This window comes from Leclercia sp. 119287 (assembly GCF_009734485.1).
Taxonomy (GTDB): domain Bacteria; phylum Pseudomonadota; class Gammaproteobacteria; order Enterobacterales; family Enterobacteriaceae; genus Enterobacter; species Enterobacter adecarboxylatus_C.
Map to the genome: position 1 here is coordinate 1,174,742 of NZ_CP046445.1, position 18,049 is coordinate 1,192,790.

General features: G+C 56.0%; 13 protein-coding genes. 8 read left to right on the top strand and 5 right to left on the bottom strand.

The annotated features are described in order from the left end of the window. Positions 1 to 37: 37 nt before the first annotated feature. Positions 38 to 1,342, top strand: a complete 1,305-nt coding sequence (locus GNG27_RS05715) for an inosine/guanosine kinase (protein WP_156265068.1) — start codon at positions 38 to 40, stop codon at positions 1,340 to 1,342. A gap of 75 nt (positions 1,343 to 1,417) precedes the next feature. Here the strand turns inward: GNG27_RS05715 and ybaL are convergent, their stop codons facing one another. Next, the gene (ybaL, locus tag GNG27_RS05720; protein ID WP_156263105.1) at positions 1,418 to 3,094 is read right to left on the bottom strand and encodes a YbaL family putative K(+) efflux transporter; all 1,677 of its coding nucleotides are present in this window, start codon (positions 3,092 to 3,094) and stop codon (positions 1,418 to 1,420) included. Between the two features lie 233 nt (positions 3,095 to 3,327). Then, entirely contained in the window at positions 3,328 to 4,533 is a 1,206-nt protein-coding gene (locus GNG27_RS05725; protein WP_156263106.1) for an MFS transporter, read from the bottom strand. Positions 4,534 to 4,696: 163 nt separating this feature from the next. On the opposite strand from GNG27_RS05725, the gene ushA reads away from it, so the two are divergent. Next, positions 4,697 to 6,349 (top strand): bifunctional UDP-sugar hydrolase/5'-nucleotidase UshA, encoded by a 1,653-nt coding sequence (gene ushA, locus GNG27_RS05730; RefSeq protein ID WP_156263107.1) that lies wholly within the window; start codon positions 4,697 to 4,699, stop codon positions 6,347 to 6,349. Between the two features lie 42 nt (positions 6,350 to 6,391). On the opposite strand, the gene GNG27_RS05735 is transcribed toward ushA, so the two are convergent. Then, on the bottom strand, positions 6,392 to 6,724 hold the full coding sequence (locus GNG27_RS05735; RefSeq protein WP_142488480.1) for a tRNA-binding protein: 333 nt from the start codon (positions 6,722 to 6,724) through the stop codon (positions 6,392 to 6,394). Between the two features lie 137 nt (positions 6,725 to 6,861). On the opposite strand from GNG27_RS05735, the gene ebgR reads away from it, so the two are divergent. From ebgR to ygjK, 6 genes are all read left to right on the top strand, one after another. Next, positions 6,862 to 7,845 (top strand): transcriptional regulator EbgR, encoded by a 984-nt coding sequence (gene ebgR / locus GNG27_RS05740; protein ID WP_142488481.1) that lies wholly within the window; start codon positions 6,862 to 6,864, stop codon positions 7,843 to 7,845. Between the two features lie 144 nt (positions 7,846 to 7,989). Then, the gene (gene ebgA, locus GNG27_RS05745) at positions 7,990 to 11,073 is read left to right on the top strand and encodes a beta-galactosidase subunit alpha (RefSeq protein WP_156263108.1); all 3,084 of its coding nucleotides are present in this window, start codon (positions 7,990 to 7,992) and stop codon (positions 11,071 to 11,073) included. After that, complete coding sequence (locus GNG27_RS05750; protein ID WP_156263109.1) at positions 11,070 to 11,519, top strand: beta-galactosidase subunit beta; 450 nt, start codon at positions 11,070 to 11,072, stop codon at positions 11,517 to 11,519. Before ebgA ends, GNG27_RS05750 begins: the two co-directional genes overlap by 4 nt. A 55-nt stretch (positions 11,520 to 11,574) precedes the next feature. Continuing rightward, a complete protein-coding gene (locus GNG27_RS05755; protein WP_156263110.1) occupies positions 11,575 to 13,011 on the top strand; it encodes an amino acid permease in 1,437 nt (478 codons plus the stop codon). Between the two features lie 38 nt (positions 13,012 to 13,049). After that, positions 13,050 to 14,108 (top strand): protein YgjJ, encoded by a 1,059-nt coding sequence (gene ygjJ, locus GNG27_RS05760; RefSeq protein ID WP_142488485.1) that lies wholly within the window; start codon positions 13,050 to 13,052, stop codon positions 14,106 to 14,108. 14 nt (positions 14,109 to 14,122) lie between these two features. Beyond that, entirely contained in the window at positions 14,123 to 16,468 is a 2,346-nt protein-coding gene (ygjK, locus tag GNG27_RS05765) for an alpha-glucosidase (RefSeq protein ID WP_156263111.1), read from the top strand. Between the two features lie 52 nt (positions 16,469 to 16,520). Here ygjK and ybaK read toward each other — a convergent pair whose 3' ends face one another. Both ybaK and GNG27_RS05775 read right to left on the bottom strand, forming a co-directional pair. Further along, complete coding sequence (gene ybaK / locus GNG27_RS05770; RefSeq protein ID WP_032616885.1) at positions 16,521 to 17,000, bottom strand: Cys-tRNA(Pro)/Cys-tRNA(Cys) deacylase YbaK; 480 nt, start codon at positions 16,998 to 17,000, stop codon at positions 16,521 to 16,523. Between the two features lie 200 nt (positions 17,001 to 17,200). Then, a complete protein-coding gene (locus GNG27_RS05775) occupies positions 17,201 to 17,995 on the bottom strand; it encodes a TraB/GumN family protein (protein ID WP_156263112.1) in 795 nt (264 codons plus the stop codon). Between the last annotated feature and the right edge of the window lie 54 nt (positions 17,996 to 18,049).

Consider the following 18,049-nt stretch of genomic DNA (forward strand, 5'->3'; position numbering starts at 1 on the left):
ACCATTTCCGGCCCATCCGTCACTCGTAGCCCTGAACATGAAATTTCCCGGTAAACGCAAATCCAAACACTACTTTCCCGTTAACGCCCGCGACCCGCTGTTGCAGCAAATTCAGCCGGAAAATGAGACCAACGCCGCCTGGGTGGTGGGTATCGATCAGACGCTGGTGGATATCGAAGCAAAAGTGGACGATGCGTTTGTCGCGCGTTACGGGCTGAGCGCCGGGCACTCGCTGGTTATCGAAGACGATGTGGCGGAAGCGCTGTATCAGGAGCTGGTGCGGGACAACCTGATCACCCATCAGTTTGCCGGTGGCACCATCGGCAACACCATGCACAACTACTCCGTGCTGGCCGATGACCGCTCCGTTCTGCTGGGCGTGATGTGCAGCAACATCGAAATTGGCAGTTACGCCTACCGCTATCTCTGCAATACCTCCAGCCGTACCGATCTGAACTACCTCCAGGGCGTGGACGGGGCGATTGGTCGCTGCTTTACGCTGATCGGTGAATCCGGCGAGCGGACCTTCGCCATCAGCCCGGGACACATGAACAAGCTGCGGGCAGAAAGCATCCCGGAAGAGGTGATTGCCGGAGCGTCGGCGCTGGTGCTGACCTCCTATCTGGTGCGCTGCAAGCCGGGCGAGCCGATGCCGGAAGCGACCATGAAGGCAGTGGAGTATGCGAAGAAATACAACGTGCCGGTGGTCCTGACCCTCGGCACCAAATTCGTTATCGCCGATAACCCCGAGTGGTGGCAGGCGTTCCTGAAAGAGCATGTCTCGATTCTGGCGATGAATGAAGAAGAGGCCGAAGCCCTGACCGGGGAGAGCGATCCGCTCCTGGCGTCCGACAAGGCGCTGGACTGGGTCGATCTGGTGCTTTGTACCGCCGGGCCGGTCGGCTTGTATATGGCCGGCTTTACCGAAGAAGAGGCGAAGCGCAAAACCCAGCACCCGCTGCTGCCAGGGGCGATTGCCGAGTTCAACCAGTTTGAGTTCAGCCGCGCCATGCGCCACAAAGACTGCGTCAACCCGCTGCGCATCTTCTCCCACATCGCCCCGTACATGGGCGGGCCGGAGAAGATCATGAACACCAACGGCGCAGGCGACGGCGCGCTGGCGGCGCTGCTGCACGATATCACCGCGAACGCCTTCCACCGCACCAACGTGCCGAACTCCAGTAAACACAAGTTTTCCTGGCTGACCTACTCGTCGCTGGCCCAGGTATGTAAGTACGCGAACCGCGTCAGTTATCAGGTGCTGAACCAGCACTCTCCGCGCTTAACGCGCGGCCTGCCTGAGCGGGAAGATAGCCTGGAAGAGTCTTACTGGGATCGATAGCACAATTCCCCGGCGGCGTTGCGCCTGCCGGGGCGACAATCAGGCCTGCTAAGCGAAGCGCCAGCAGGCTTTTTTTTACCCCGTTACCGCCACTTCAACCGGCGGTTTCTCCAGCAGGGACAGCATGGTATTGGCAATCTCACGCTCGCCCATCACCACCTGATTGGCGCCACGCTCCATGATGTATTCCACTTCGTCGTCGTAATGCGCCCGGGCGATAATCTCCAGGTGCGGATATTTTTCGCGGGCGGAAACCACAATCTCACCGGCTTCATAACCATTCGGGATAGTCAGCAGCAGCCAGCGCGCGCAGTCCAGATGCGCCAGGTTCATGATCTCTTCGTTCGCCGCATTGCCCAGCACCGCACGGATCCCGCGCTCGCGCAGCTCGTCCACGCGGGTACGGGAGGTCTCAATCACCACCAGCGGAATACCCTGGGCCAGCAGCTTCTCACCCAGCAGGCTGCCGACACGGCCAAAGCCGACCAGCAGGGCATGGTTGCAGATATCCACCGGGATCTGCTTCTCTTCTTCCGTTGCCTCTTCCAGGGTCTGCTCTTCGAGGGTTTCGGTCTTCTCGAGGTATTTTTCCAGCAGTGCGAACAGCACCGGGTTGAGCATAATTGAGAGGATTGCCCCCGCCAGCACCAGATTTTGTCCAGCCTGCGGCAGCAGATCCAGCGCCATGCCTAACCCGGCCAGGATAAAAGCAAACTCGCCGATCTGCGCCAGGCTGGCGGCGATGGTCAGGGCGGTACGCGGCGAGTGGCCGAACAGGCGCACCAGGAAGAAGGCGGCAACCGACTTACCAAAGATGATGATCGCCAGAGTGCCAAGCACCGCCAGCGGCTGGTCAATCAGCACCAGCGGATCGAACAGCATTCCCACGGAGACGAAGAACAGCACCGCAAAGGCATCGCGCAGGGGCAGGGTATCGTGCGCGGCACGGTGGCTCAGCTCCGATTCGTTCAGCACCATTCCGGCAAAGAACGCGCCGAGGGCGAAGGAGACATCAAACAGCTCAACGGCGCCAAAGGCGATACCCAGCGCCAGGGCCAGCACCGCAAGGGTAAACAGCTCGCGCGAGCCGGTGGCGGCGCTGCGGGAGAGGATCCACGGCACCAGGCGGCGGCCCACCAGCATCATGATGGCGATAAAGGCCACAACTTTACCGATGGTGATACTCATATCCAGCGCCAGGGTGGCAAAGCCGACGTTATCTTTTTCGAGCATTCCGGCGACCGCAGGCAGCAGCACCAGAGTTAACACCATCACCAGATCTTCAACAATCAGCCAGCCAATGGCGATCTGCCCTCGCTGGCTGTCAATCAGCTGTCTCTCTTCAAGCGCGCGCAGCAGCACCACGGTACTGGCGGTGGAGAGACAGAGACCAAACACGATGCCGGTCATCAGCGGCCAGCTCAGCATCGCTGAAAGCGCCATACCCAACAACGTCGCCACGGCTATCTGGGCGATCGCGCCGGGAATGGCGATCGACTTTACCGCCATCAGATCCTTCAGGGAGAAATGCAAACCCACACCGAACATCAGCAGGATCACGCCAAGCTCCGCCAGCTCCGGGGCAAGTTTCGTATCAGCAACAAAACCAGGGGTAAAAGGACCGGCTAACACGCCAGCTAATAAATAGCCCACCAGAGGCGAAATGCGAAGTTTGTTGGCAAGCATGCCGAGTATAAATGCGAGTACAAGTCCACCGACAATGGTGGTGATAAGCGGTGTGGCGTGATGCATTCCGTCTCCTTTCGTTGCTGAGTTAATCCATTTTTGGTTTAAAACCAAAAACCCGAGTAATAGTTTATGACAAATTTAATGATTATGTTTATGAATAATTATTGAAATTTGAGTAAAACAGCAATAAGGGTTAAACGGAAGCAGAACAGGACGATTTTTAAGAGGCTGTGCTAAGAAAGGCTTATGGCAGTAGGGGAGGTTGCGGCCAAACCTGGAGTTTGACCGCGGATAAATCAGGCTTTATGCCGGTTATCAGGCAGGAATATGGTCAACATCCCCAGAAGAGGCAGGAAAGCACAGATTTTGTAGACCAAAAAGATGCTGGTATGGTCCGCAATCAGCCCTAACACGGCTGCGCCAAGGCCGCCCATCCCAAAGGCAAATCCAAAAAACAGCCCGGAAACCATGCCGATACGCCCTGGAAGCAGCTCCTGGGCATAGACCAGAATGGCCGAAAACGCCGAAGCGAGGATAAAACCAATGATCACGGTTAAAACACCCGTCCACCACAGGGTTGCATAGGGCAAAATAAGGGTGAAAGGCGCTACGCCGAGGATAGAGCCCCAAATCACATATTTACGCCCAATTTTGTCGCCTAATGGCCCGCCAATAAACGTCCCTGCGGCCACCGCAAACAGGAAGGCGAAGAGGTGGAACTGGGCATTTTGTACCGATAATCCGAATTTTTCCATCAGATAAAAGGTGTAATAGCTGCTGATGCTCGCCATATAGAAATATTTTGAGAAAATCAGCATCAGCAGGATGCTGACGGCCAGAATGACCTTGTTACGCGGCAGGGGATTTATCACCGGCGCTTTTGGTTTACCCTTATTGACCTGATGCTGGGCGGCATACCAGCGGCTGATCTGCGCCAGTACCACAATCGCCAGCAGCGCGGCGAGCACAAACCAGGCCACGTTGCCTTTACCGTACGGGGCGATAATCACCGCCGCCAGCAGTGGGCCGAGGGAGCTGCCAAAGTTACCGCCCACCTGGAACAGCGACTGCGCCAGCCCGTGACGGCCACCAGAGGCCATACGCGCCACGCGGGACGATTCGGGGTGGAAGACCGACGAGCCGGTTCCCACCAGCGCAGCCGCCACTAATACGCCCTCGAAACTGCCCGCCATCGCCAGCAGGATCAGGCCGCTCAGGGTAAAGCACATGCCAATTGGCAGCGACCACGGCATCGGATATTTATCCGTCCAGTAGCCCACTACCGGTTGCAGCAGCGACGAGGCCAGCTGGAAGGTGAGGGTGATCATGCCGATCTGTACGAAGGTAAGAGAGAATTCCGACTGTAATAACGGATAGATCGCCAGAATAAGCGACTGGATCATATCGTTAAGCAGATGCGAAAGACTGATTGCGCCGAGAATACCAAATGAGGTGCGAGCCTTAGCAGCCGACACCGGTGGAGTAGATTCACTGATTGCCATAAATACCACGTCGATTGTTATAGGAAATGCAGGATGTAATTATTATCCGACTAACATACCTTTCCCCGACATTTGAGGAAAGTCGCAATTCTGAAAACAAAGTTGTCTATTCTGCTTACTCGCTGTAATTTTTGCCTTTGTCTATGGATCAGGGAGTGAAGAAATGAAGTTAATGAAGCGAGGCGTCGCGCTGGCAATCATCGCGGCGTGCGGTCTGTTAAGCCTGCCAGCCCAGGCCTGGGAACAGGATAAAACCTATAACATCACCATCCTGCATACCAACGATCATCATGGCCACTTCTGGCGCAGCGAATACGGCGAGTATGGCCTCTCGGCGCAGAAGACGCTGGTGGACGGGATCCGCAAAGAGGTGGCGGCGAAGGGCGGCAGCGTACTGTTGCTCTCAGGCGGCGATATTAATACCGGCGTGCCAGAATCGGATCTACAGGATGCGGAACCTGATTTCCGCGGCATGAATTTGATTGGCTACGATGCGATGGCCGTGGGTAACCACGAGTTTGATAATCCTATTGAAGTATTACGCCAGCAGGAGAAGTGGGCCAAATTCCCGTTCCTCTCCGCCAATATTTACCAGAAAAGTACCGGGGAGCGTTTATTTAAGCCCTGGGCTATTTTCAAACGCCAGGATATTAAAATTGCCGTGGTGGGTCTGACCACCGACGACACGGCGAAAATTGGCAACCCGGAATATTTTACCGATATCGAATTCCGTAAACCGGCCGACGAAGCGAAGCTGGTGATCCAGGAATTACAGCAGAATGAAAAGCCGGACGTGATTATCGCCACCACCCATATGGGTCATTACGATAATGGCGACCACGGCTCGAACGCCCCGGGCGATGTCGAGATGGCGCGCAGTCTGCCGGCGGGCTCGCTGGCGATGATTGTGGGCGGCCACTCTCAGGATCCGGTCTGTATGGCCTCGGAAAATAAAAAGCAGGTGGACTACGTGCCGGGCACGCCGTGCGCACCGGACAAGCAGAACGGGATCTGGATTGTGCAGGCCCATGAGTGGGGTAAATACGTAGGCCGCGCGGATTTCGAATTCCGCAACGGCGAGATGAAGCTGGTGCATTACCAGCTGATCCCGGTCAACCTGAAGAAGAAGGTGACCTACGATAACGGCCAGAGCGAGCGTATTCTCTATACGCCGGAAATTGCGGAAAACCCGCAGATGCTCTCCCTGCTGTCGCCGTTCCAGAATAAAGGCAAGGCCCAGCTGGATGTGAAGATCGGCACGCTCTCCGGCAGGCTGGAAGGCGATCGCAGCAAGGTGCGCTTCGTGCAGACCAACATGGGCCATCTGGTGCTGGCGGCGCAGATGGCACGTACCAATGCCGATTTTGCGGTGATGAGCGGCGGCGGGATCCGCGACTCCATCGAAGGCGGTGATATCACCTATAAAGATGTGCTGAAGGTACAGCCGTTCGGCAACGTGCTGGTGTATGTCGATATGAGCGGCAAAGAGGTGACGGACTATCTGACCGCGGTAGCGCAGATGAAGCCTGACTCTGGCGCCTATCCACAGTTCGCCAATGTGAGTTTCGTGGCGAAGGGTGGGGCGCTCAACGACCTGAAGATCAAAGGTGAACCTGTCGATCCGGCTAAAACCTACCGGATGGCGACGTTAAGCTTTAACGCTACCGGTGGCGATGGCTATCCGCATATCGATGATAAACCGGGCTACGTGAATACCGGCTTCATCGACGCCGAGGTGCTGAAGCAGTACATCCAGCAGAACTCTCCGCTGGATGTGAACGCGTATGAACCGAAAGGTGAGGTGAGCTGGGAGTAACCACCATTAATGCCGGGTAGCGGCTACGCCTTACGCGGCTTTTTATACAACACGTACGCCCGCCGCCATCGCCCGCTCCGGCGTTAATAACACGCTTTCGCTGGCATCATCGGTTTCCGCGCAGAGCAACATGCATTCAGAGGTTTCGCCGCGCATCTTCGCTTTCGCCAGATTACACAGCACCACCACCGTTTTCCCCATCAACGCCTCTTCCCGGTAATACGGCACCAGGCTGGTGACGGTTTGCAGCGTCCTGCCGCCCACATCAATCTGCGCAATATAGAGTTTGTCTGCGTTAGCGTGGCGTTTAACGTCCACGATCGTTCCCACACGGATCTCCAGCTTTGCAAAGTCATCGTAAGCTACCGTATCCATTCTCTCTCCTTGGTAAAGTTTTACTAAATACTAGCACGGTATTTGCCGGAAGCAATGGGCAGTATATTTAGTAAAAACTGATGCATGTCCCGACTCATCCTTTACAATGGGTTATTACGTGGGGAATAAGGATAAACATGGCAACGCTCAAAGACATCGCGACGGAGGCTGGCGTCTCGCTGGCGACGGTATCCCGGGTTTTAAACGATGACCCAACGTTGAACGTAAAAGAAGAGACCAAACACCGCATTCTGGAGATTGCTGAAAAGCTGGAATATAAGAGCACAACGTCCCGCAAAATGCAGTCTGCCACTATGGGTCAGCAACACATCCTGGCACTCTATAGCTATCAGCAAGAGCTGGAGATTAACGATCCCTACTACCTTGCCATCCGCCACGGCATTGAGACGCAGTGTGAAAAGCTGGGCGTCGACCTGAGCAACTGTTACGCCAATGCCACCCTGCCTGAGATTAAAAAACTCACCGGCGTACTGATTGTTGGCAAGCCCTCCTCAGCGATTCGCCGTACCGCGATGGCCTTAACGGACAACGTCTGCTTTATCGATTTTCACGAGCCCGGCAGCCAGTACGATTCCGTCGATATTGACCTCTCGCGCATCAGCAAGCAGATTATTGATTTCTTTATTGATCAGAATGTTAAGCGCATTGGTTTTATCGGCGGAGAAGATGAGCCCGGCAAAGCCGATATCCGCGAAGCCGCTTTCGTGGAGTATGGCCGTTTGAAAGGGGTAGTGTCAGAGCAGGATATCTGGCGCGGCGGTTTTTCCAGCTCATCCGGATATGAACTGGCAAAAACCATGCTGACACAGGCAAGTTGGCCCGGCGCGCTGTTTGTCGCCTCTGATTCGATAGCCATCGGCGTATTGCGCGCTATTCATGAAAAAGGGCTGTCGATCCCCGAGGATATTTCACTCATCAGCGTGAACGATATCCCGACCGCCCGCTTCACCTTCCCGCCACTCTCTACCGTGCGTATCCACTCGGAAATGATGGGCAGCCAGGGGGTTAACCTGCTGCTGGAAAAATCCCGCGATGGGCGGGCACTGCCGCTTCAGGTCTTCGTGCCGAGCGTGCTCAAACTGCGCGGTACTACCCGCTAATCACCACTTTCAACACGCTGCCGGGCATGCCCGGCATTTTTTTTATTTGTGATCGAGTTAAAGCAAATCATCTTTACTGATTTTATTTAGTAAAATTTTTACTAAAATCCCCAGCAATGATGTTTACCCCTACAGGGAGATCGCATGAATCGCTGGGAAAATATTCAACTCACGCATGAGAACCGGCTCCCGCCGCGTGCGTATTTCTTCTCATATGACACCGTCGCGCAGGCTCGGACCTTTGCCCGCGAAGCCAGTAGCCACTTTTTATCACTCAGCGGCCAGTGGAATTTTCGTTTCTTCACGCATCCGCTGTATGTACCGGAAAGCTTCACTTCTGAGTATATGGCCGGCTGGGACGATATTACCGTGCCGGCCATGTGGCAGATGGAAGGCCACGGCCAGCTGCAATACACCGACGAAGGCTTCCCCTTCCCGGTAGATGTTCCCCGGGTGCCTGCGGACAACCCCACCGGGGCGTATCAGCGCTACTTCATCCTGGCCGACACCTGGCAAAATAAGCAGACCCTCATCAAGTTTGACGGCGTCGAAACCTATTTCGAAGTTTATGTGAATGGTCAGTACATTGGCTTTAGCAAGGGCAGCAGGCTGACCGCCGAGTTTGATATCAGCCATGCGGTGCACAGCGGACAAAACCTGCTGTGCGTGCGGGTGATGCAGTGGGCGGATTCCACCTACATTGAAGATCAGGACATGTGGTGGACGGCCGGCATTTTCCGCGATGTTTATCTGGTCGGAAAAAATCCCGCTCACGTGCGCGATTTCACCCTCAAAACCACCTTCGACGAGGCGTATCAGGACGCCACCCTCTTCTGTCAGCTGGAGCTGGAAAACCTGGCCCCGCACGCATCAGCCGTGTCGCTGGAGTATGCGCTGTACGATGGCGAGGCGGTGCTCCTCCAGGGCACGACCGACAGCCTGACCGTGACCCGCAGCGCGGAAACCGCCTTCAGCATTGAGGTCAAACGGCCTCAGCAGTGGTCTGCCGAATCGCCCTATCTCTACCATCTGGTGATGACGTTAAAAGACGCGGACGGGCAGACGCTGGAAGTTATCCCGCAGCGCATCGGTTTCCGGGACATCAAGGTGCGCGACGGTCTGTTCTACGTCAACAACCGCTACCTGAAGCTGCACGGCGTAAACCGTCACGATAACGATCATCAGAAGGGCCGCGCTGTGGGGATGGATCGCGTCGAGCGCGATCTGATCCTGATGAAGCAGCACAACATCAACTCGGTACGCACCGCCCACTACCCCAACGATCCGCGCTTATATGAACTGTGCGACCTCTACGGCCTGTTCGTGATGGCGGAAACGGATGTGGAATCTCACGGCTTTGCCAACGTCGGCGATCTGAGCCGCATCACGGACGATCCGGTATGGGAGCCCGTTTACGTTGAACGCATCGAGCGACATATCCACGCCCAGAAAAACCATCCTTCAATCATCATCTGGTCGCTTGGCAACGAGTCCGGCTACGGCTGTAATATCCGCGCCATGGCCCGGGCGGCAAAGGCGCTGGATGACACGCGCCTGCTGCACTACGAAGAAGATCGCGACGCCGAGGTGGTGGATATCATCTCTACCATGTACACCCGCGTGCCGCTGATGAATCTGTTCGGTGAGTATCCCCACGCTAAGCCACGCATCATCTGCGAATACGCCCATGCGATGGGCAACGGCCCTGGCGGCCTGACCGAGTATCAGAACGTCTTCGATCGCCACGACTGTATTCAGGGTCACTACGTCTGGGAGTGGTGCGACCACGGTATTCAGACCACGGATGCCAGCGGCAATACGTATTACGCCTACGGCGGCGACTTTGGTGATTACCCGAATAACTATAACTTCTGCCTCGACGGGCTGATCTACTCGGATCAAACCCCGGGACCCGGGCTGCGCGAGTACAAACAGGTGATTGCCCCGGTCAAACTACGCTGGCAGAAGGGCGAGCTGCACGTTGAAAACCGCCTCTGGTTTACCAGCCTGGATGATTACACCCTTCTCGTCGAGGTGCGTGCGGAAGGTGAAACACTCTACAGCCAGCCGCTTCATATCACTGGTCTCGCACCCAACAGTGCGCGCAGCATGCCTCTGGACCTGCCCGAACCCGATGAACGCGAAACGTTCCTGACCGTGCGCATCAGCAAAAACAGCCGCACGCGCTACAGCGAAGCCGGGCACGAGATCGCGGTGTATCAGTTCCCGTTAAACGCGCGTACGGCTCACGCCACGCCGTTTATTAACGCCAACGCGACGCCGCTGTTGCTGGAAGAGGATCGCCTGAGCTGCAGCGTGACCGGGCATAACTTCCGCGCCAGTTTCTCAAAAGTGACGGGAAAACTCTGCTCCTGGCAGGTTAACGGTGAGGAAAACATCACCCGCGAACCGAAGATTAACTTTTTCAAACCGATGATTGATAACCACAAGCAGGAGTATGAGGGACTGTGGCAACCCAACCACCTGCAGATCATGCAGGAGCATCTGCGCGGTTTCGAGGTTGAGCATCAGGACGATGCGGTCATCATCACGACCCGCAGCCTGATTGCCCCGCCGGTGTTTGATTTTGGTATGCGCTGCACCTATCGCTGGCGCATTGCCGCCGACGGGCAAATCAACGTGGAGCTGAGCGGTGAACGCTACGGCGATTACCCGCATATTATTCCGTGCATCGGCTTTACCCTCGGCATCAACGGCGAATTTGACCAGGTGAGCTATTACGGACGCGGGCCAGGAGAGAACTACCCGGACAGCCAGCAGGCCAGCACCATAGACCTGTGGCATACCACGGTGGATGAGATGTTTGAAAACTACCCGTTCCCGCAGAACAACGGTAACCGCCAGCAGGTGCGCTGGGCAACGCTTGCCAACCGCCACGGCAGCGGCCTGCTGGTGGTGCCTCAGCAACCCATTCACTTCAGCGCCTGGCACTACACGGCTGAGAACCTTCACGCCGCACAGCACTGCAACGAACTGCGGCGGTGCGAGGACATCACCCTCAATCTCGACCATCAGGTCCTGGGCTTAGGCTCCAATTCCTGGGGAAGCGAAGTGCTGGACAGCTGGCGCGTCTGGTTCAGACCGTTCCGCTACGGTTTCACCCTGCTCCCGCTGGAAGGCGGACAAACCGCCGCGCAGACGCTGGCGCGCCATCGGTTCGGCACCGGTTTCTTCTCCATGAATTCACACAGCGAGGCAGAAAAATGATCGTTCTGGATAGCCTGGAACAGTTCCAGCAGCTTTACCGTGCGGGCCGTAAATGGCAGCGCTGCGTAGAGGCCATCAACAATATCGACCACATCCAGCCCGGTGTTGCCCACTCGATTGGCGATTCGCTGGCCTACCGCGTGACCCGTGATGCCAGCACCGACGCGCTGTTCGTCGGTCACCGCCGCTATTTCGAGGTGCATTACTACCTGCAGGGCGTGCAAAAAATTGAGTATGCCGCAAAAGAAGCCCTTCAGCTTGTGGAGTGCTACCGCGATGAAACCGACCGCGAATACCTGAAAGGTGTGGGTCATACCGAACAGGTGCGCGAGGGGCATGTCGTGATTTGTGAGAATCATGAGGCGTATCGCTTTATCAGTGATACGCCGGCAAAAAAAATCGTCCTCTATGTGACCGTCGAAGACGGTTATTTCCATAACAAATAATAATCCAGCGGTGCCAGTGAAGCACCGCTCTCCTCCTCGTACCCGGAGAAATATTATGTCTGGAACCACTAAGCGTAATACCATCGGCAAATTCGGCCTGCTGTCGCTGACCTTTGCCGCCGTATTCAGTTTTAACAACGTGATTAATAACAATATCGAGCTGGGACTTGCCTCCGCGCCGATGTTCTTTTTAGCCACCTTGTTCTACTTCATTCCTTTCTGCTTAATTATCGCGGAGTTTGTCTCCCTGAATAAAAACTCCGAAGCAGGCGTCTACGCCTGGGTGAAAAGTTCGCTGGGTGGGCGCTGGGCGTTTATTACTGCCTACACCTACTGGTTCGTGAACCTGTTCTTCTTCACCTCGTTATTACCGCGCGTCATTGCCTACGCCTCTTACGCCTTTTTGGGATATGAGTACATTCTTACGCCGTTTGCCACTACGGTACTGAGCATGGTGCTGTTTGCCTTCTCGACCTGGGTGTCTACCAACGGGGCGAAGATGCTGGGGCCGATCACGTCTGTGACCTCTACGCTCATGCTGTTGTTGACCCTCTCCTATATTCTGCTGGCAGGTGCCGCGCTCATGGGCGGCGTACAGCCAGCCGACCCGATTACCGTTGACGCGATGATCCCTGACTTCAACTGGGCCTTCCTCGGTATTACCACCTGGATATTCATGGCTGCGGGGGGCGCAGAGTCCGTTGCGGTATACGTTAACGACGTTAAGGGCGGCTCAAAATCCTTCGTTAAGGTGATCATTCTGGCGGGGATTTTCATCGGCGTACTCTACTCCATCTCCTCGGTGCTGATTAACGTCTTCATCAGCAGTAAGGAGCTGAAGTTTACCGGCGGCTCGGTGCAGGTGTTCCACGGTCTGGCGGTGTGGTTTGGCCTGCCGGAAGTGCTGATGAACCGCTTTGTCGGCCTGGTCTCCTTTACCGCGATGTTCGGCTCCCTGCTGATGTGGACAGCCACCCCGGTCAAAATCTTCTTCTCTGAAATCCCGAGCGGCATTTTTGGGCCAAAAACCGTGGCGCTGAACGAGAACGGTGTGCCGGCGCGGGCGGCGTGGATCCAGTATTTGATCGTCATTCCGTTAATGATTATCCCAACCATGGGATCGAATACCGCGCAGGAGCTGATGAACACCGTCATCAACATGACCGCCGCTGCCTCAATGCTGCCGCCGCTGTTCATCATGCTGGCTTACCTGAATCTGCGCCGCAAGCTCGATCATCTTCCGCGCGATTTCAAAATGGGCTCACGCACCACGGGTATTGTGGTGGTGTCGATGCTGATTGTGATTTTTGCCATCGGCTTTGTGGCTTCAACTTTCCCTACCGGTGCCAATATTATGACGATTATTTTCTATAACGTCGGTGGCATTGTTTTATTCCTCGGCTTTGCCTGGTGGAAATACAGCAAATACGTCAGGGGATTATCAAAAGAACAACAACAAATAGAAGCGTCACCTGCCTCAAATATTCATTAACACTGAAGATGTGAATATTTTCTCATTGGGATGAGTGCATGAAAATTAAAAAGAAAACAATTGGGACACTGGCTGCCCTCTCTTTCTGCTGCCCTGCATTTGCCGCAGAAGACGCCCGACCCGCTGAACATGATGATACCCGAACCCCGGAAATCACCTCTCCGTCATTCCGTTTTTATGGCGAACTGGGGGTTGGCGGATATATGGATTTAGAAGGTCAGGATAAACATAAATACAGTGACGGGACCTATATTGAGAGCGGTCTGGAAATGAAGCACGGGCACTGGTTCGGCCTGATTTATGGCGAAGGCTGGACCGTACAGGCTGACCATCAGGGAAACGCCTGGGTACCCGACCACAGCTGGGGCGGATTCGAAGGAGGGCTTAACCGCTTTTACGGCGGCTACAAAACCGATAACAGCACTGAGATCATGCTCAGCCTGCGTCAGGACTCCTCCCTCGATGACCTGCAGTGGTGGGGGGATTTCACGCCCGATCTGGGCTATGTGATCCCCAACACTCGCGACATTATGTATGCGCTGAAAGTACAGAACCTCTCCGGGAACCTGCGCTATAGCGTCACCGCCACGCCTGCGGGGCACCATGACGAGAGCAAAGCCTGGCTGCACTTTGGCAAATACGATCGCTATGACGATAAGTATACCTATCCGGCGATGGCCAACGGCTATATCCAGTATGACATCGTCAAAGACGTCACCTGGATGAACGGCCTTGAAGTCACGGATGGCACCGGTCAGCTCTTTTTAACCGGCATTCTGTCGCCCAATCTGGCGGCGCGCGCCTGGCATCACACCGGGCGCGCCAGCGGCAAGGACGTCTCCGGCACAGAGACCGGGTATATGGTTAGCGCCATGGTTGAAGCGTTAAAAGGCGTCTATCTCTCCACCGCTTACAGCTATGCAAAGCACCGCCCGGACCACGCCGCCGATGAAACGACCTCGTTTATGCAGTTCGGTATCTGGTACGAGTACGGCGATGGGCGTTTTGCTACCGCTGCCGACAGCCGCTTCTATATGAAAAATGCCTCCGGCGACCCGAGCGATCGGATCTTCCTGATGCAATACGTCTACTGGTAAAAGGATCTTCCACCATGAAACTCAGCCTTACACCACTGGCCTGCGCGCTGGCGCTCAGTTTTTCGGCTCACGCCGCCAGCACAGCTGATTTTAAAAACGTCATCAACCGTACCGGTGCCCCGGCGTACATGCACGATTTCGACTATGACGACCACCAGCGTTTTAATCCCTTTTTCGATTTGGGCGCCTGGCATGGGCACTTACTGCCGAACGGGCCGCAGACCCAGGGAGGATTTCCCGGCGTAGCGCTGCTCACCGAAGAGTACATCAACTTTATGGCGACGAATTTCGATCGCCTGAGTGTGTATCAGAACGGCAAAAAAGTGGATTTTACCCTTGAGGCCTACAGTATTCCCGGCGCGCTGGTGCAGACGCTAAATGCCAAAGATGTCCAGATCGCGATGACGCTGCGCTTTGCCACCGCGCGCACCTCGCTGCTGGAAACCCGTATCACCAGCAAGACACCGCTCGACCTGGTGTGGGATGGCGAATTGCTGGAAAAGCTGGAGGCGAAAGAGGGCAAACCGCTGTCGGATAAAACTATCGACGGCGTGTATCCGGATTACCAGCGCAGGCTGGTCCCCACCCGTGACGGCCTGAAAGTGACCTTTGGCAAAGTGCGTTCCACCTGGGATCTGCTGACCTCCGGCAGTTCCGAATATCAGGTGCATAAATCCATCCCCGTCGACACCACCGTCGACGGGCATCGCTTTACCAGCCGGGCGCACATTACCGGCAGCACCACGCTGTATACCACCTATTCCCATCTGCTCAACGCGGATGAGGTGAAGCGGGAGCAGATGCCGATCCGCGATATTCTGGCGCGCCCGGCCGCCTATATGACGGCCTCGCAGCAGCGTTGGGAAGGCTATTTGCAGAAAGGGTTAACCAACCCAAACGCGACGCCAGAGCAAACCCGCGTGGCGGTGAAAGCCATCGAAACGCTGAACGGCAACTGGCGCTCACCGGGCGGCGCGGTGCGTTATAACACGGTGACGCCATCCGTCACCGGACGTTGGTTCTCCGGCAACCAGACCTGGCCGTGGGATACCTGGAAACAGGCCTTTGCCATGTCGCATTTCAACCCGGAGATCGCCAAAGAGAACATTCGCGCGGTATTCTCCTGGCAAATCAAACCCGACGATCCGGTCCGCCCGCAGGATGCCGGCTTTGTGCCGGATCTCATCGCCTGGAACCTGAGCCCGGAACGCGGCGGGGACGGCGGCAACTGGAACGAGCGCAATACCAAACCGAGCCTTGCCGCGTGGTCAGTGATGGAGGTGTACAACACCACTCAGGACAAGGCCTGGCTGGCAGAGATGTACCCTAAACTGGTGGCCTACCACGACTGGTGGTTACGCAACCGCGACCATAACGGCAACGGCGTGCCGGAGTACGGCGCGACGCGTGATAAAGCCCATAATACCGCCAGCGGTGAGATGCTTTTCACGGTGAAAAAAGGCGATAAAGAGGAATCGCTTTCCGGTCTGAACAACTATGCCCGTGTGGTCGACAAGGGCCATTACGACGGTCTGGAGATCCCGGCGCAGGTTGCAGCCTCGTGGGAATCGGGACGTGATGACGCCGCCGTCTTCGGTTTTATCGATCAATCCCAGCTGGATAAATACGTCGAAAACGGCGGCAAACGCAGCGACTGGACGGTGAAGTTTGCCGAAAACCGCGACAAAGAGGGCAGGCTATTGGGCTATTCGCTGCTGCAGGAGTCCGTCGACCAGGCGAGCTATATGTACAGCGACAATCACTATCTGGCACAGATGGCGAGCCTGCTGGGGAAAGAGCAGGAGGCCAGCCACTACCGCCAGCTGGCGGATAAGCTCGCGACCTACATCAATACTTGCATGTTCGACGCGAAAAGCGGTTTTTACTATGACATTCGCATCGAGGATAAACCGCTTCAGAATGGCTGTGCGGGTAAACCGATCGTCGAGCGCGGCAAAGGCCCGGAAGGCTGGTCGCCGCTGTTTAACGGTGCGGCAACGCAGGAACATGCTGATGCCGTGGTGAAGGTGATGCTGGATCCGAAAGAATTCAATACTTATGTGCCACTCGGGACGGCCGCGCTTACCAACCCGGCATTTGGCCCGGATATCTACTGGCGCGGCCGGGTCTGGGTCGACCAGTTCTGGTTTGGCCTGAAAGGGATGCAACGCTATGGCTACCGGGAACAGGCACAAACGCTGGCTGAAAACTTCTTTAAGCACGCAAAGGGGTTAACCTCTGACGGCCCGATCCAGGAAAACTACAATCCGCTGACCGGCGCGCAGCAAGGCGCCCCCAACTTCTCCTGGAGCGCAGCGCATCTGTACATGTTGTATAACGACTTTTTCCGTAAACATTAACGGAGGAGCGGTATGCTGTGCCGGGTAAGGCGTAGCCGCCACCCGGCATTTTTTACTCCCGGCGCGCAATATCCGCAAACTGCGCATCCAGCATTTTTGCCAGATCGCTGGCCGCCAGCTCAATATCCAGCCCGCGCTTGCCACCCGAAATATAGATCGTTTCAAAGGCCTGAGAAGGCGCATCTATCAGCGTCGGCAGGCGCTTTTTCTGCCCCAGCGGGCTGATGCCGCCCACCAGATACCCCGTCGTGCGTTGCGCCACCATCGGGTCGGCCATATCCACTTTTTTAGCGCCCAGCGCCTTCGCCACCTTCTTGAGATCCAGCTGCCCGGCAACCGGCGTCACCGCCACGGCGAGATGCTTCATATCGCCGTTGACCGCGACCAGCAACGTTTTATAAACCTGATCGGCATTCAGCCCCAGCTTACGCACCACTTCATCGCCAAAATTGGTTTCACTCGGATCGTGGTCGTAGGTATGGATCCGGAACGTAATCTTGTTTTTTTCGAGTAATTTAACGGCGGGAGTCATAGCAATCCTTCTTAGCCCGGACAATAAACGCCCTAAGCATACGCCTCAGAAGAGGCTAAAAAATAGCACCATCTTGCGCATATAGTGTTGGCAGTGATGGTCACTTTGAGCGACAATCGGCTCAACCGGGGGTCTCCTCCGGCATAATAACAACGATGAAATTCCTCTTTGACGGGCCAATAGAAATATTGGCCACTTTTTTATTTCAGCAACGACGGCAAATTTCCCTCGCCGTACAAATGTAATGCTCCCACCGCCACCACATACCGTCCCGCAGGCAGCGCGTGCAGCTTCTCGCACCACGCCTGATTACGCTCGTGCATCAGCACGTCATACAGCGATTCGCTGAAGGTCGCCGGCAGCGCCAGCCTGTCGACGACAGGAGGCGAATCCAGCCACCAGCTCACCATGGTCTGTAACAAACGGGCGTTGGTATGCCAGTGGGTCAGAGTATCTTCCAGCAGCAGTTGCCCGTCGTTCGGCATCTGGCGCAGCAGGGCAATCTGGCTGGCAGCGCCTTCCAGCTCGATAATAGGCAGTTGCCGCGCGCGCGCGGCATTCAACAGCTGGTAATCGATGCCGTAATCGCCCCGCAGACCCAGACGCTGTGCCTGGGTGGCCTGCAACACCATCGCGATCTGCCATAGCGGCTGGCTCTCAAGCATGGAGAGTGATAACCCGAGCTCGTCGGCAAGCCGCTCCAGCTCGACCAGCTGTGTGGCGCTAAGACGCTCATTCAGCGGAGGCGGTATCGCCAGGCCTGAGAAGGGCGACTCATCCCCGGAGATATCTGCTTCCACGACCAGCGCATCGGCGCTGTGCAGCCTGGCGATCAGCCCCTCGGGCAGGGGAGACATATCCCGGGTGCCCATATGGATGCTGCCAACCAGATGCAGATGCTGTCCGCCGGGCAGGGAGATATCGAGGCCGGGCCAGCGATAGCGGCGAGGGAACAGGGCGCGAAAAGATGCTTTTATACGTTGAAACAGACTCATACGCGCTCCAGGAAGTAAAAATTCATGCTAGCGCGTGGGGAGGGGCGGTGCAAG

Excerpts from the sequence above, each read along its gene's own strand:
- GNG27_RS05715 (WP_156265068.1), top strand. The coding sequence starts at position 38 with ATGAAATTTCCCGGTAAACGCAAATCCAAACACTACTTTCCCGTTAAC.
- ybaL (WP_156263105.1), bottom strand. The coding sequence starts at position 3,094 with ATGCATCACGCCACACCGCTTATCACCACCATTGTCGGTGGACTTGTA.
- GNG27_RS05725 (WP_156263106.1), bottom strand. The coding sequence starts at position 4,533 with ATGGCAATCAGTGAATCTACTCCACCGGTGTCGGCTGCTAAGGCTCGC.
- ushA (WP_156263107.1), top strand. The coding sequence starts at position 4,697 with ATGAAGTTAATGAAGCGAGGCGTCGCGCTGGCAATCATCGCGGCGTGC.
- GNG27_RS05735 (WP_142488480.1), bottom strand. The coding sequence starts at position 6,724 with ATGGATACGGTAGCTTACGATGACTTTGCAAAGCTGGAGATCCGTGTG.
- ebgR (WP_142488481.1), top strand. The coding sequence starts at position 6,862 with ATGGCAACGCTCAAAGACATCGCGACGGAGGCTGGCGTCTCGCTGGCG.
- ebgA (WP_156263108.1), top strand. The coding sequence starts at position 7,990 with ATGAATCGCTGGGAAAATATTCAACTCACGCATGAGAACCGGCTCCCG.
- GNG27_RS05750 (WP_156263109.1), top strand. The coding sequence starts at position 11,070 with ATGATCGTTCTGGATAGCCTGGAACAGTTCCAGCAGCTTTACCGTGCG.
- GNG27_RS05755 (WP_156263110.1), top strand. The coding sequence starts at position 11,575 with ATGTCTGGAACCACTAAGCGTAATACCATCGGCAAATTCGGCCTGCTG.
- ygjJ (WP_142488485.1), top strand. The coding sequence starts at position 13,050 with ATGAAAATTAAAAAGAAAACAATTGGGACACTGGCTGCCCTCTCTTTC.
- ygjK (WP_156263111.1), top strand. The coding sequence starts at position 14,123 with ATGAAACTCAGCCTTACACCACTGGCCTGCGCGCTGGCGCTCAGTTTT.
- ybaK (WP_032616885.1), bottom strand. The coding sequence starts at position 17,000 with ATGACTCCCGCCGTTAAATTACTCGAAAAAAACAAGATTACGTTCCGG.
- GNG27_RS05775 (WP_156263112.1), bottom strand. The coding sequence starts at position 17,995 with ATGAGTCTGTTTCAACGTATAAAAGCATCTTTTCGCGCCCTGTTCCCT.